This window comes from Spartinivicinus poritis, from assembly GCF_028858535.1.
GTDB classification, from domain to species: domain Bacteria; phylum Pseudomonadota; class Gammaproteobacteria; order Pseudomonadales; family Zooshikellaceae; genus Spartinivicinus; species Spartinivicinus poritis.
The window spans coordinates 25,615-40,857 of sequence record NZ_JAPMOU010000037.1 but is presented as its reverse complement, the minus strand read 5'-3'; the positions used below and the strand labels follow the sequence as shown (position 1 = coordinate 40,857).

General features: G+C 39.1%; 14 protein-coding genes. 8 read left to right on the top strand and 6 right to left on the bottom strand.

What is annotated here, in order from left to right; translation table 11 throughout:
* Positions 1-26 precede the first annotated feature (26 nt).
* Both ORQ98_RS21525 and ORQ98_RS21520 read right to left on the bottom strand, forming a co-directional pair.
* Positions 27-800, bottom strand: a complete 774-nt coding sequence (locus tag ORQ98_RS21525; protein ID WP_274690890.1) for a ferredoxin--NADP reductase — start codon at positions 798-800, stop codon at positions 27-29.
* Between the two features lie 67 nt (positions 801-867).
* Complete coding sequence (locus ORQ98_RS21520; protein ID WP_274690889.1) at positions 868-1,428, bottom strand: hypothetical protein; 561 nt, start codon at positions 1,426-1,428, stop codon at positions 868-870.
* A 421-nt stretch (positions 1,429-1,849) separates the two neighbouring features.
* Here ORQ98_RS21520 and ORQ98_RS21515 point away from each other — a divergent pair, with 421 nt between their 5' ends.
* The 8 genes from ORQ98_RS21515 (at position 1,850) to ORQ98_RS21480 (ending at position 10,119) form a co-directional block, all read left to right on the top strand.
* A complete protein-coding gene (locus tag ORQ98_RS21515) occupies positions 1,850-2,773 on the top strand; it encodes a phosphatidate cytidylyltransferase (RefSeq protein ID WP_274690888.1) in 924 nt (307 codons plus the stop codon).
* A 34-nt stretch (positions 2,774-2,807) separates the two neighbouring features.
* Positions 2,808-3,452 (top strand): lysophospholipid acyltransferase family protein, encoded by a 645-nt coding sequence (locus tag ORQ98_RS21510; RefSeq protein WP_274690887.1) that lies wholly within the window; start codon positions 2,808-2,810, stop codon positions 3,450-3,452.
* 219 nt (positions 3,453-3,671) lie between these two features.
* Positions 3,672-4,412, top strand: coding sequence for a substrate-binding periplasmic protein (locus ORQ98_RS21505; RefSeq protein ID WP_274690886.1), 741 nt, complete (start codon positions 3,672-3,674; stop codon positions 4,410-4,412).
* 146 nt (positions 4,413-4,558) lie between these two features.
* Positions 4,559-5,149 (top strand): thymidine kinase, encoded by a 591-nt coding sequence (locus ORQ98_RS21500; protein ID WP_274690885.1) that lies wholly within the window; start codon positions 4,559-4,561, stop codon positions 5,147-5,149.
* A gap of 219 nt (positions 5,150-5,368) precedes the next feature.
* Positions 5,369-5,563 carry a cold-shock protein gene (locus ORQ98_RS21495; protein WP_274690884.1) on the top strand — a complete coding sequence of 65 codons (195 nt, stop codon included), beginning with the start codon at positions 5,369-5,371 and terminating at the stop codon, positions 5,561-5,563.
* A 547-nt stretch (positions 5,564-6,110) separates the two neighbouring features.
* The gene (locus ORQ98_RS21490; protein ID WP_274690883.1) at positions 6,111-6,566 is read left to right on the top strand and encodes a hypothetical protein; all 456 of its coding nucleotides are present in this window, start codon (positions 6,111-6,113) and stop codon (positions 6,564-6,566) included.
* 777 nt (positions 6,567-7,343) lie between these two features.
* Positions 7,344-7,958, top strand: a complete 615-nt coding sequence (locus ORQ98_RS21485; RefSeq protein ID WP_274690882.1) for a hypothetical protein — start codon at positions 7,344-7,346, stop codon at positions 7,956-7,958.
* A gap of 199 nt (positions 7,959-8,157) precedes the next feature.
* A complete protein-coding gene (locus ORQ98_RS21480) occupies positions 8,158-10,119 on the top strand; it encodes a winged helix-turn-helix domain-containing protein (RefSeq protein ID WP_274690881.1) in 1,962 nt (653 codons plus the stop codon).
* Between the two features lie 138 nt (positions 10,120-10,257).
* Here the strand turns inward: ORQ98_RS21480 and ORQ98_RS21475 are convergent, their stop codons facing one another.
* The 4 genes from ORQ98_RS21475 to ORQ98_RS21460 all read right to left on the bottom strand — a co-directional run bounded on the left by ORQ98_RS21475 (position 10,258) and on the right by ORQ98_RS21460 (position 15,190).
* Positions 10,258-11,313: a LacI family DNA-binding transcriptional regulator gene (locus tag ORQ98_RS21475; protein WP_274690880.1), complete on the bottom strand. Its 1,056-nt coding sequence runs from the start codon at positions 11,311-11,313 to the stop codon at positions 10,258-10,260.
* A 146-nt stretch (positions 11,314-11,459) separates the two neighbouring features.
* The gene (locus tag ORQ98_RS21470; protein WP_274690879.1) at positions 11,460-13,100 is read right to left on the bottom strand and encodes an alpha-amylase family glycosyl hydrolase; all 1,641 of its coding nucleotides are present in this window, start codon (positions 13,098-13,100) and stop codon (positions 11,460-11,462) included.
* Between the two features lie 11 nt (positions 13,101-13,111).
* The gene (locus ORQ98_RS21465; protein ID WP_274690878.1) at positions 13,112-13,948 is read right to left on the bottom strand and encodes a carbohydrate ABC transporter permease; all 837 of its coding nucleotides are present in this window, start codon (positions 13,946-13,948) and stop codon (positions 13,112-13,114) included.
* A gap of 270 nt (positions 13,949-14,218) precedes the next feature.
* On the bottom strand, positions 14,219-15,190 hold the full coding sequence (locus tag ORQ98_RS21460) for a carbohydrate ABC transporter permease (protein ID WP_274690877.1): 972 nt from the start codon (positions 15,188-15,190) through the stop codon (positions 14,219-14,221).
* Between the last annotated feature and the right edge of the window lie 53 nt (positions 15,191-15,243).

The window sequence follows — 15,243 nt, the reverse complement described above, 5'->3', positions numbered from 1 at the left end:
ATAAATGAAAAGGGTATTCATAGGCGTTAACTACCTGACAAAACATACTTCTCTCGCCTTACTTGCTTTATGGGGAAGCCTTCCTCTGCTTGTAGTAGTGCTGCCGCTTCATCAATCATTGCTGGATTGCCACACAAAAATACAATGGTTTCTTCTGGGTTCAATTTCAATTCTGGCAACAGCGCTTGTACATAGCCTTGTTTTTGTCTATAGCTGTCATTTAAATGTGAGTAATCACAATCAAACACAGAATGATTAGCCATTTGGCGACTAAAGCATACCCAATAATGTACGTTATCGAATTCTGCAGCTAGCTCTGTAAAGTCTCGATGATAAAACAAGTGGGTTGGGGCTCTGACCCCCATTACAATATCAATTTGGTATGATTGTTGAGCCAGCTGGCGTAATTCAGGGAGCATTGCTCGATAAGGCGCAATACCCGTACCAGTCCCTACCAATACAATACGTTTAGGTAGCTGTTCTGGTAATACCAGTCTGCCATAAGGCCCTGCCATTTCCAATTGATCACCTGGCTGCATATTGGTTAAATATTGGCTGGCTCGCCCCCCTTCAATTAAGGCAACTGATATTTCTAGTAATCCTTGATGTTGAGCCAATACTGGTGTTGAAGCTATGCTATAACTTCTTTTGATAATTCGCTGCTGCCATGGGATTTGTAGTGAAATAAATTGCCCGGAAATAAATTGAAAGTTTTTATCAGGGAGTGAAAAACGAAAACCAACTACATTTTCAGCAAGTTCATATTGCTCTACCAATGTCATCTGATAAGTTGGCCCCATATTCACCTCCCTTTCTAGAACTATTCAGCTTTAACGACACCTCTAATAATGTTACCGCCAAATAAACTTATAAGCTATTTTTACGATTGCTATCGAAAGATAAATGATGTTCTTCCAGACTACGTAACATCTTTGCTAGACAAAATCGAATGGGCCTAACTAGCTCTAAATAAGCTTTGCTAAAACATTGCTCAGTAATTAGCTGTTGCTTTTTAGCACAGACTAAAAAATGACATCCTTCATCAAACAGTAATACCATGCGAATTAACTGCCAAACCGTTGGGTCATTCCATGGAATATCGACCATTTTTTTCTGTTTTGATAAAAAATTTAGCCAATTAAGCATCTCATTTTGGTAGTGATTTTTGATTTGAGTGACATAGTGGCTAAGTAAATGATGCTTTTCTTCTAAAAGCTTGTTCCATTCCTGACGCAGTTCATTGTGAATTATTAATTTTGCTCGATTATTAGGTCCTTGATAAGTATGACGCAAAATATCTGCAAGATAACTGACATCAGGCCTGTGCCTTGCAGCTTCTGGGTGAAATAACTGTTTATAACCTAGTGATGTTGAAAGTTGAACAACACCAAAGAAAGGTTTATCTGAAGTTGGGCTGACATCTAACATCCTTCATGATCTCCACTCAGTCCTCTTTTCTTTATTTTCCAGCTCACGTAATTATTAGAAACTGTTTCATGGTCATCTTCATAGCGATCATCATCCCCCTTATACTAACCCTAGGTTTCAGACCGCTGTAGATAAAAACCAGTAGTAAAAATTTGTGGTGCTAATATTTTCAGCATTCTGCCACTCCACTACTGCCGTTTATAGGAGCTAGCTCACAGCAAGCTGAGTCTTTACAATTCAATTTAAAAATTATGTTTGTTTCGACATTTCCCCTTAGAGAGCCATCAACCAGTGTTCTGCACTATCTGGTGAGTCCTTCAGTATTATGTAGTTATACTTCACTAACAGTGTTTATTAGGGCAACAAACCTATACTATAGTTCACTTGGTTTTCCCTAAGTGTTCAACCTGGAGCAAACTTTATGTCGTTACCCCCTGTTATCCTACAGGTATTTGCAGGCATTTATGGGTTATTAACCCTTGCATCTCTTGTCTGCTATGGGATCAGTTTGAAGCAAAGAGATGTTACAGAGCTTAAACAACGAATCGTTTCCTGGTGGGTAATGGTCTCGGTTATTTTAGCCTGCTTTGCCCTAGGGGAAGGCTTTACGATTGCCGCAATTGGCGTATTGAGCTATCTAGCCTTTAAAGAGTTTGTTTCCATAATCCCTACCCGTCGGACAGACCATCGGCCAATTTTTTGGGCCTACATCGCTATTCCCATCCAGTTTTATTGGATATATATCGGCTGGTACGGCATGTTTATTATCTTTATTCCTCTGTATATGATGTTATTTATCCCCATGCGAATGGTACTCATCGGTAATACCAAACAGTTCACCGTTGCTGCCAGCACCATTAATTGGTTGTTGCTACTCACTGTTTTTTCTTTAGGCCATATGGCCTTTTTAGTTCAATTACCTGTCAATGATAGTGCTCTGCCAGGCTTAGGGTTAGTCTTATTTTTATTGTTACTTACCCAGTTTAATGATGTTGCTCAGTTCACTTTTGGTAAACTCTTTGGTAAAAACAAAGTACTGGCAACCGTCAGCCCGAAAAAAACCATCGAAGGTTTATTAGGTGGTATTTTAGCAACCACCCTGCTGGCTGTACTGCTTGCGCCACTATTAACTCCCTTGAGCCTGACCTATAGTATCTGTGCTGGCTTACTGATCAGTTTGTTTGGATTTATTGGCGACGTTTCTATTTCTGCGGTAAAGCGGGACTTAGGGATTAAAGATGCAGGCTCTATGATACCTGGCCATGGTGGTGTTTTAGATCGTGTTGATAGCTTAATTTTTACTGCTCCTTTATTTTTTCATTTCATTCGTTATTTACATTATTAACAAATAATTTATAAAAAATCGGAAGTATTAACTAATGAAAAACTGGCTAAAAGTTTTATTTTTTGCATTACTGGTCAGACCAATTGTCTTTTTCATTATAGGCCTTAATGTTCATCACAAAAAAAATCTACCAGCTGAAGGCTCCGCTATCCTGGCTGCCAATCATAACAGCCATTTGGATACCTTAGTGTTAATGAGCTTATTTCCTCTTAAACAGTTATATCGCTTGCGTCCTGTAGCTGCTGCTGATTATTTTATGAAAAACCGCTGGGTTCGCTGGTTTTCATTACGAGTTCTAAATATTATCCCACTCCATCGAGATGGCTCTATTCCTAAAGAATCTCTATTAAGCGAGTGCCATCAAGCACTAACAGATGGTGATATTTTGATCCTGTTTCCCGAAGGCAGCCGAGGCAAGCCTGAACAATTAGGCGAGTTCAAAAAAGGGATTTTTCATCTAGCCAACGCCCACCCAACTGCCAAAGTTATCCCTGTTTTTACCTATGGCTTAGGTAAGTCACTTCCCAAAGGGGAAAAGCTACTGGTGCCCTTCTTTAGCGATGTAGTCATTGGCTCCCCACTTGACCAACATAACGACAGCCAGACATTTATGACAGCGCTTAACCAGCAAATGCAACAGCTTGCCAAGCAAGTTAATACAGGTCGGATTCTAGACTAGAAACAGCAAACAACGATAAGTGGTGCTCCATAAGCACCACTTATCAGCAACTTGCATTTTTTATCAGTAGAATTTATTTTACTGCCTATTTTTTAAATATGTTTCGGTAATTACTTACAAAAATAGGTGGGTTTCACAATTTATTCGTGACTCACTTAATATAAAATCGTTCAAAATTTAACCATGCAGACAAATTGTTACGTTACGAGGAATACATTAATGAAGTTTAGCCGTTGTATCGCAGGTTTATTCGCCATTGTTGCCTTAACATCAAACACATCATCCGCTCAATCAATTCACTTGGTGACTGAGCCCTTTCCCCCTTTAAATATGACAATTACGGATAGCACATATGGCCGTAACCAAAAGGTGACTGGCTTTGCCACAGAAATTGTTCGCGAAGTATTCAATCGTACTAGCAGTGATCTGGAAATTACTTTATATGCATCCTGGGATCGGGGCTTTAATAAAGCATTAACCAAGCAAAACTACGGTATTTATTCCACATTTAGAACCCCTGAACGTGAGAGTAAATTCAAATGGGTAGGCCCTCTATTTATGGAAGACTGGATTATTTTAGCCAACCCTAAAAGCAACATTAAAATCAGCAAATTGGAAGACTTAAATAAATATCGAGTAGGTAGTTTTGAGTCTGACTCAATTAGCGACTATCTCAAAGAAAAAGGCGTTAAAATAGAAACAGCACAAAATGATGTGGTTAATGCAACCAAATTAAAACTCAACAAAATAGATTTATGGGCAACCAGCTCACTATCAGGGCCATATATCGCTAAACGCCACCAGCTTAATTTAAAAAATGTGTACACGTTTAACTCAAATGGCTTATGGCTGGCCATGAACAAAAGCACAGATGATCAAACCATCCAACAGTTGAACGCCACATTAAAGCAAATGAAAACCAAAGGCGAAGTGAAAGAAATCATTAGCCAATATAAATAGTTGGCAACTGCCACTCATGGATGAGTAATCTATCCCCATGGATTGTTAAAAAGCCACTGCAACTGTAGTGGCTTTTTAGTTTTGCCTCTATGGTTTGCAAAAGGTATATTGTGCTCCATTATTCAAAGTATCAGGCTTAATATACAGTGGCACAACTTTACTTCTACTATTCCACCATGAATGCCGGCAAGTCCACGTCATTGCTGCAATCAGCTTATAACTATAAAGAACGCGGGATGAATGCCCTGCTATTCACTGCTGCTATCGATGACCGCTATACGATAGGTACAATTACCTCAAGAATCGGCTTGCAAGCCCCAGCACAACTATTTACTGAGTCTAGCAACTTGTTTACAGAAGTGGCCAACCTACATAACCAAGAAGCCATTGATTGCGTGCTATTAGACGAAGCCCAGTTCTTAACCCGTGAGCAGGTTCAGCAACTGTGCCATGTGGTAGATCAACTGAACATTCCTGTTCTTTGTTATGGATTAAGAACAGACTTTCAGGGGGAGTTATTTGAGGGCAGCCGCTATCTACTGGCTTGGGCTGAGAAGCTTTCTGAGCTAAAAACAGTGTGCCATTGCGGCAGCAAAGCTACAATGGTGGTTCGCACAGGTGCAGATGGGCAAGTCATAACCGAAGGGTCACAAGTAGAAATAGGCGGTAATGAACGTTATGTTTCTTTATGCCGCCTACATTTTCATCAAGCACAGCAAACCAAGTCGATTAGTTAGATTATGGTACGAACCAAGCTCTGTAGACCGATATTACCTCACTGAGTCTCGTCTAATTATTGCTTGTGAATGACTTGCTTTAACTTATCTTGACACTGATTGCTGGTTAAATAGACTTGGAAAAGGCCTAGTACTGCTGTGAATACTGTCGAAAACATTTGATTTATTATTAACTACCCCCTATAAATCATTCTGAACTCACATGAATAAGAGAGAAAAATGAGCACAGGCAAAGTTAAGTTTTTTGATTCAACCAAAGGTTTTGGTTTTATTACCCCAGATGAAGGCAAAGACCTATTCTTTCATATGTCAGAAATTCAAGGCCAAGAGCCTCGCGATGGCGATAAGGTAGAGTTTGAAGTAGGTCAAGGGCGGAAAGGTCCATGCGCGGTTAATGTTCGTGTTGTTGGATAGCTAAATGTAGCTTACTCTCAACGGGAAGGTCGTCATCAAATAAAACTGGTCATGTAGCGACAGCACCTGCCCGTTGTAAGCTAGTCGTGCCTTATGGCATAGAAATCTCCTATGCCCAACACTATTTTTAGTGCCAGATACACTTTCTATCAAAAATAGAATTAGTCAAGCATGACCTTTAAGTTAATATTTTACTGCACCAGTTTGTTGGATTAACTAGCTTTATTAACTGCACTTCCTTTGTAACAATTTCTTACAATTAAAGTTTTTTTATTTCAATATTATGGGTAAGCAGTGATGCTAAATATATGCCTTTTTAGCTTTAGTACGCCTGACTGTATTATAAGATTTGATTTAAATAGATTTTAATCCCATCAAACAATATTCAACTTAAATTCACTAATACAAGAAGTTAATATCTGCTATATTCCTCATCGACCGGCAATTTGTTAATTAATAAATTATTTGCATGATTAGTATAGAAGACAAGTAAAACCTATATCCAAAGCAAAGGGTATTACCAGCCATTATCTTAAAAGGGAATATTATGAATAATGCCAGAGCTTTAAATTCAGGCCAAGCTTTACTTCCTACAAACCCACAAGATAAAAAAAACATCAACGAAGGGCTAATTAGCCCAAATAACAAATATCAGCTTCAATATCAGAATGACGGAAATATTGTCCTTTATGAACAGTTAAGTAAAGACCCTAGAAAAGTAGTTCAAAATGGTGGCACAAACCATAAAATATCTCCAGCAACCTCATATGCAATTGTCGCAGGTAGTAAAGACCTAAATGGAAAGTATAACGGACGGTTAGTCATTGTTGATAATGGAAGTGCGTACTGGTATACAGATGCGCAAGGCCCTAACAATTGTAATCTTTATTTAAGTAATGAAGGGGATTTATACTTTGCTATGTCAGAAGATGGAAACAGAACCATTGTGGATGTTTCTAAAGGAACTTTTGTCAGTGCTGAAAAAAGAGCTAAAGCTAGCTAATTCGTCGTATAAATAGTATTCCATCTTTGAATCAGGAAGGTCTATTTTCCATCCTGATTCAATTGCACGACAATAATTGCTTCAATCCTTACTGTTTCTACCAAGTTAGCTCCAACCTAGTCATATACCGCTTGCTTAGCTTTGCTCTAAGCCCTAACTATCAACCCATATCAAAGGAGCCATAGATGTGGTTACCGTTGCCTGCACACCTATTATGTTAGTAAGTTTTAACATCAAACTGTAACCTGTTTATCTGCTGACTGTTTTTAACATACCACACATCTACTGTTAGACTTTCAAAAATAGAGGAAGACACCAGGCTGATAGCCACAATCGTAACTTCATAGAGTCTCTCAAGCAAAAAGACCATTACATCCCCAAAAATAGCTTATATCTGATTATTATGTTTGTAACCAAGTGTCAAACAACCTTTTAGTTTGTACTTTCGTACCTTTTATATTGTGGGTCTTTTGAATAAGTTTTTGCCTGACTGCTGGTGGACAGGGTTAGTCTCCCGCCTTCAGGAGGGGTATTTTTTGCGTTTAATTATTTTTCAACTATCTAACAGTTTGTTTTCCTAGCTTTATATTATTGTGAGATGGCGTTTAATTAATCACATTTTGTGTTTTCTAGAGTTTATTTCTGTGAGTTCAGAAAAATTAAGGAATTATTCACGTAAAATTTAGAAAAATTCAGTATTTTAGTCTCTGCTTTTCTTACTTTATGTACCGGCTCTACATTGAGCCAACAACATCGAAACCAAAGTAGGATTAGTTTATGAACAAGTTAAATGTTACTTCTTTAGTATCAGCTATGGTTATTGCTTGTACTGTAACAGCTCAAGCAGTCGCAGATGGACGAGGTGAAGTTAGGTGTCAATACTGGGATGGAAGAGAAGCAGCAAATGAGCACAGTTGTCGTTGGGTAAATGGTGATAGAGGTGAAGGACACCATTATGCAGTATGGTCTGGAGGATATGAAAACTATGGAAGACACAACCAAAGCAAGACCTCTGTTTGTCGAGATCGTTATAACTTAGGCGGTAAATTAGTCAATAATATTTGCTGGGTTCCTTTAAGAGGTAGAGAGTATGGGAATGAAAACTATCAGATGCTGGTTATTGACAATAACAATTATCATTGGGATCTAGTTACTGGAAGAGTAGAAACTAACTATGATGGCATGATACGAAATAATTCAGAGGGCAGTTTTTCCACATTTGTTTGTAAAGTAGTACAAAAAGCACAAGGCGGTGTGGATGGAGATACCGTCACTGGAAAGTATATAGATGATATTTGCTGGTATTCCTATAATGGTCGTGAGTATGCAGCAGCAGCGTACGACCAACAAGATAACAGAGATGTTTATGTTTTAAAGTTTGGTAAAAAATAAAAATATTGGAGCCATTTTGGCTCCAATTTTTGTAGAGTTTTGAGTTACTAACCTTATAATAAAGCCCTCTGTAAATAATTTTGAAGTTTTGTAAAGTATTTCGGCGAGGGTAACTAAGTGTACTGGCAGCAGAATAGTATAAATAATAAACATAAAATATTCTTCAAAAACAATATGGCATTTTTTGTTTTATAGAAGTATGAGTGTCGTATTACAAGAACCATCCAGTGAGCTTGCGTTTACTATTAATGATAATGTAGTTTACTTGATTAATAAAAAGTGGTTGTTTTTTCCACAACTAAATACTATCCGCTTGGTTGGTGGGGCTGAAACTAAGCTCAAAAATAAGACATCCAATGTATTATTATTCTTAGTTAGAAACCAAGGTGCTACATTAACTACTGAGCATTTTTTTCAAGAGGTTTGGTGTAGTAGTTATGTGAGTGAAAATGTTCTCACTCAAAGCATTAGTCAGCTAAGAAGAGTGTTTGAGGATAAAGAGAGAAAGATAATACTCACTGTACCAAAAGTTGGTTATCGCTTAATGGCATCGGTAAGTCAGCAACAAAGTGAGGTGGAGGATGAAGAACCATATAGTAACATCGAGTCTACCAGGTCAACCCCATTAAAGAGCTTAAGTACTACCGTTTGGCATAGAGTATTTTTATTGCTTACAGCTACTTGTTTAATCATTTCTTGTGTATTTAGTTATCGTAAGTATGAAGAGACAAATCTGCTTAAAAAGCGCTTATCTATTAGTGAATATCAACAACAATGGTATCAAGAATTAATTGGCGATATACAAAGGCACCCTCAGTTTAACAAAGAAGCCATCTCACTGGCTCTAGGTAAAGCGAAAGCTAAACTAGAATTGCCAGGTGCAAATTTACACACTGAACTAAGGTATGAATCGCTGAAGGCAATTGGTATTCTATTTAAACAAAAAAGTGACCTTGCTCAAGCTTATGCTGTGGTTAGCCAGCTGATGAATGAAATGGATCATAACTATGGTTATGCTTCAAAGAACTCATTGAGAGCAGGCTTGCTTCTGGTTGAGATAATGCTGTTACAAGGGAAACGCCAACAGTCTTATGATAAAGCAAAAGAAATTTTGAAGCAGACAACATTGCATCATGCCAAAGATACAGAGCTGATGGGTGATGCCCACTACTGGATGAGTAATACAAACCTATTTTGCTCATACCCAATTTGCCGACGAAGTGAAAGTATGGAACAGGGGCGTTATCATGCTGAGCAGTCGCTTTCATATCACCTTAAACATGCAGGTGATGAATACTCTGAAAAAGTGGCTGACTCATTATGGCTGCTAAACTGGTTTGAGTTTGATACTGCCAAAAAAATTACTAGGGGCAACAAAGTAGTTAGCATTTACCATGATATATTAGGTGAGTTTCATAAGAAAACTGCTTCTGCACTGGCTGAGTTGAGCAGAATTAAACTTTTTTTCTCAAATAAACCACAAGAAGCTACACAAAATATTCAGCGAGCATTAAAAATTTATAGAATAATTTATCCTTATGATCATTTAGAGCTTGCTAGAGCATTGTTTTACATGGGAGAGCATGAGTTTTATCTCTCCAAACCGAAACAAGCTATGAGTTATTTTTTAGAGGCAAAACAAATTTATGAGAGGCTAGAACTTATTGAAACAGATAGATACTTTGAAACGCTTTTGCTGCTTGCAAAAGCAAACTTCTATCAGCATAAGTTATCAACTGCAGAAATACTTTTAACTCAACTGAAAACTATTTCTAATGATAAAGCGTTTGTTCCCTCTCACTATATTAGAAAAGAGCTAGAACTTATTGAATTACGACTGAAGTACTCACAAGGAAAGGAAGTATATAATGAAAATGAATTAAATACACGCTTGCGGCTGAATCAGCAACACCAGGATGCCTCTAAGTACTCATATAGCAAAGTGAGTATTGACCAGGAGTTATATATACTCTTATTAAAGAAAAATAAGAGTGATCTAGCTATTAATGAATTTAAAAAATCACTTACTGGTATATACAAAAGATATAAACTACCTCAGCATAGCCGCTATTTAACAACACTTGATATTGACTATATAAGTCAAAGAGCTGCGGGTATTTGTAAACAATACAATATTGATGACTGCCCTAAAAAACCTTGAAAAATATGAGTCACATAGTTTTTATTGGTAAACTGTAGTGGCTCAGACCTGATCACTCAATTATACACTTTTCGCCTGTGTATTGTCCTGTCCAGCGACTTGACCTGACAACAGTTTTCTGGACTTTTTTACGCAGCTTCAGCAGCTCTCACGCTTCACTACCTCAACTGGCAGTACTCTTTTTTGCTCTATGGGTGCAGGATCCTGTAATAACAGATTAGCTGTAACGCGCCCTTTCTCTACAAATGGCTGATGGACTGTGGTTAAACCAGGGTGGCAAACGGATGCTTCAGGAATATCGTCAAAACCGACAACTCGTAATTCAGTAGGTATGGATATCCTTAGGTCTGCTGCGGCCTTGATTGCAGCCAGCGCTACTCGATCGCTCATACACAATAGCAGGTTAGGCCTGTTTTCCGACGTCAACACTTGTCGAGCCGCTTCATAGCTTATCTCTGTTTCATTGAATGGTATATTCCATATCTGTTCAGGCGTAATATCTATACCAGCTTGTTGCAATGCTGCTAAGTAGCCATCTAACCGACGGCTAGAAATTGAACGACTGGCATCAAGTAATTGCTCGCCAACTATATTAACTAAAGCTGACTCTTCAATCAGCCTTAACCCTAGAATAGCTATACGACAGTCTTTACTTTGTTTAATTCCATATTGAGCAATATCAAACGCACCCTGAAAATTATCAATATTGATAGATGGATAATCCTTATAATCAAAGTCAACGGTAATAATTTTTTTGTGTTGGTACTCAAGCCGCTCAAGCACCGTAGCGTTACGAGGCTCACCATAAACAATAAAATAATCCGGTACCGCTTCAATACTAGGCTTATGATAGGGTGCTTCCTTACTGGAAAGCAGTAACATACTGACGTGTTGTTCATCAAACACTTCAGCCAAACCACTCAAGAAACCATGGGCAACCGCATCATTAAAGTTGTATCGCAACGGGTCTGACAACATCACTCCAACAATGCCTGTTTCCCCCGTTCTTAACGCCCTTGCAGCAATATTAGGGCCGGTGTAACCCAGCCGCTCACACTCTGCTAAAATCTCATCTCTTAATTTTGACGACAACTGATCGGGGCGATTAAAAGCGTTAGAAATAGTAGCGGTTGAAACACCTAAAATTTTTGCCAGATCTTTAAGGGTTAACTTTTTTACTTCTGCTCGAGGCATACAAATTACACCTTCACTAACCATAGCCTCAGACGCAAGGCTATGGTATTTATGCGTTGACTATATCACTATAAACATCAGCTGTTGTCAGTGAGTGTAAAATAGTTTTGCTATTAACTGAAATTTTAGAAGTCTTAAAAACGTCCTTAAAATAGTTGACCAAAGAAAGCTTGATAAGGTGGCAGAACTATTAGGCCATTCTCATACTGACCGTTAAACCCGTGACCAGTCAGCTCCTCAACGTTTATTGCTGATTGCTCTTCACTAATATCTGTGAAAGGTATCGTTAGAGTATCTGCGGTTAAGTTAACTGCTACTAATAGTTTCTGCTCTGAATGGTGCCGCCACCAAACTAATGCCTCTCCTGTATTTTCTATCAGCTCAATGGTACCAGTGCGTAATGCTGGTTGCTGCTGCCGCCATTGAATAAACTGTCGGATAAACTGATAGCACGAATTAGGATTCACTATCTGCTCACTAACAGCTAAAGGACGATGTTGTTCAACAACCGGTAGCCAAGGCTTTGCCTGAGAAAACCCAGCATTTATTGCACTTTGTCGCCAGGGAATAGGTGTTCGACAGCCATCTCGTCCCTTAAACTCCGGCCAAAAAGGAATACCATAAGGGTCTTGAATAGCATCAAATGGCACATCGGCTTCTGGCAAGCCAAGCTCCTCCCCTTGATACAAGCAAACACTGCCACGCATACTCATTAACATCGCCAGACTTACCTGAGCAAAAGCCTGGGCAGGATGACCTTCTCCCCAACGCGTAACACTCCGCACAGTATCATGATTACTCAACGCCCAGCATGGCCAGCCATCACCGATTTGCCCTTCAAGCTGGCTAATCACTTGTCGTATATAAGCAGCATCATGTTGAGGGTTTAATAAGTCAAAGGTATACGCCATATGCAGCTTATTACCACCAGAGGTATAGTCTGCCATGACTTGCAAAGTATCATCAGCACCTATTTCACCAACCGTTGTTGTGCCAGGATAGTGATCCAGTAGCTGCCTCAGCCTAACAATAAAATCAACGTTTTCTGGCTGGCAAATATCATAAACATGCCGTTGGAATGAATAAGGATTGTCTGGCCGCACCCCAAGAGACTTTTTTGCACCCTTTGGTAGCGGTGGATTATCTTCTAAATTTTTGCTATGCACATAAAAGTTAACGGTATCTAACCTAAAGCCATCAACCCCTAAATCCAGCCAAAATTTTACTTCCTCTAAAATTTGCTGCTGAACCGCTTCATTGTGAAAGTTTAAATCGGGCTGGCTCGCTAAAAAGTTATGCAAATAATACTGATGGCGACGAGAATCCCACTGCCAGGCAGAACCACCAAACAACGATAGCCAATTATTGGGTGGGCTGCCATCAGGTTTCGCATCTGCCCATACATACCAATCAGCTTTTGGATTGGTTTTATTTTGACGACTTTCCTTGAACCAGGCATGTTGATCAGAAGTATGGCTTAACACCTGATCAATTAATATTTTTAAGCCTAGCTGATGGGCCTTTTCCAGTAGCTCTTTGAAATCGTCAAGATGGCCAAACATGGGGTCGACGGCCCGATAGTCAGACACATCATAACCAAAGTCTTTCATGGGCGATTTAAAAAAAGGCGAAAGCCAAATCCCATCCACACCCAAACTGGCAATATAAGGTAGCTTTTCGGTAACACCTGGTAAGTCACCAATACCATCATTATTACTATCAAAAAAACTACGTGGATATACTTGATAAATAACAGCCCCACGCCACCAATCAATATTTTTCTGCATACTTTACATTCCTAACCTTTAACGGCACCTGCCGTTAATCCAGACACGATTCTTCGTTGAAAAATTAGTAATAAGATAATTAATGGGATTGTCACTATCACAGACGCAGCCATAATATTTCCCCATGGTAATTCATGTTGAGAACTGCCACTAATAAGTGCAATAGCAACAGGCACTGTTCGCTGATCATCAGTTAACGTAAATGTCAGGGCAAATAAAAACTCATTCCACGCAGCAATAAAAGCTAACAAGCCAGTGGTAATGACAGCAGGCCAAATTAATGGCATTAAAATTTTAACCAGCGTAGTCCAGGGAGTTGCACCATCAATAAGTGCTGCATCTTCCAACTCTTTTGGCAGCTGCCGCATAAAAGTGGTCAAAACCCAAACCGTAAACGGCAAGGTGAATAATGTATAAGAAATTACCAGGCTTAATAGATTATTATATAAATCAAACCAGCGAATGACTTCAAATAAACCAGCTAATACCGCTACCTGAGGGAACATCGACACCGCTAGCACAATAACCATTAACGTGCGTCGACCTTTAAACTCAATGCGTCCTAATGCATAGGCAGCTGTAACTGCTGCCAATAGTGAAATACCCACCACCGCACTGGCCACCAATACAGAGTTGACTATTGACCATAAAAAACTGTCATTGGTCAACACACTTTGGTAATTGGTCAGCTGAATTTTATTTAGCAATAAGTCAACACTAAACAACTCACTTTTACTTTTTAGGGAAGTCACTATTGCATAATAAAAAGGGAATAGTGAAAACACTGTTACTACCAGTAAAAACAAGTAAAAAAATATTTTATAGACAACTGATTTTATTTTGTTCATTTTCTACAAGTTATACCTTTATTTTTTTCAGAGACTATTTCATAAGTATTTCAAACCACCCCCTCATCCTAGTCCCCTTTTCGATGGTATCGCGAAAGTACTTCAAATTAAGTTCCTTCTCCCCTGTGGGGGAGAAGGTTAGGATGAGGGGCCCGCGTAGCGGTGGCTTTAAGGTAATACACCCTCACCCCAGCCCTCTCCCAGAGGGAGAGGGAGCTAAAAATGACTTTCGCGACAGCCTCCAGAGGGGGGAATTAGAATTCTGTTTAATCACTTATCCATTCCCACTTGTTTCCTCCCTAAGTACAAATACACCAAGGTAATTAAAGCAATAATAAAGAACAAACAAGTTGAGGCCGCTGAGCCATACCCTACATCCTGAAACGCTACTAACTGTTGACGCGCAAACACCGACATCGACATGGTATCGGCATTATTAGCCGTTAACACATAAATAACATCAAATACTCTTAATGCATCAAGCGCTCTGAAAATTACAGCTACCATAATAGTCGGCGCCAATAATGGTAAGGTAACTCTAAAAAACAGTTTTAATGGTGGAATACCATCAATTTTGGCAGCACGATAACAATCCGTTGGTAACATTTGCAAGCCAGCAAAAATAAGCAAGGTCATAAAGGGCGTGGTTTTCCATACATCCACAATAATTACTGCCCATAGTGATAAATCCGAGTCTGCAGTCCAAGCCAGTGGTTTTTCAATCAGTCCAGCTGAAACCAGTAAATGATTGATGACACCGAACTGGTCGTGGAGCATCCACCCCCAAATTTTGGCTGAAACAATGGTGGGAATAACCCAAGGGATTAACACTACCGTACGGAAAATAATTCGCCCTGGAAATTGCTGATTTAAAGCCAAAGCAATCAGTAAGCCCAACACTAATTCTATACTGACGGACATTACCGTAAAGAAGACCGTATTCCAAACTGACTGCCACCATTCACCATCGGTTAACAACCCAAAGTATTCCCCCTCTTCGTAATAAAGATAATTACCAAAACCAATCCATTCAAACTCATCCAAGTTAGCTAAACTGGCATCAGTAAAACTAAACCAAATAGTCCTTAATAATGGCCAGCCTGCCACCATCAATAATAAAATGATGGTTGGTATCAGAAAGGCCCAGGCATACAATACCCGTTGCTGTTGAGCAGACAAATTTTTTGGCAACAATGTTAACGTCCGTTTGGGAGCCTGTTGTTTAGCAAGTGTCTGTTCCATAGCTATATATCCTTCTCGAATGATTTTTAGGGTTTGTTGTCATCGCTCTTGAC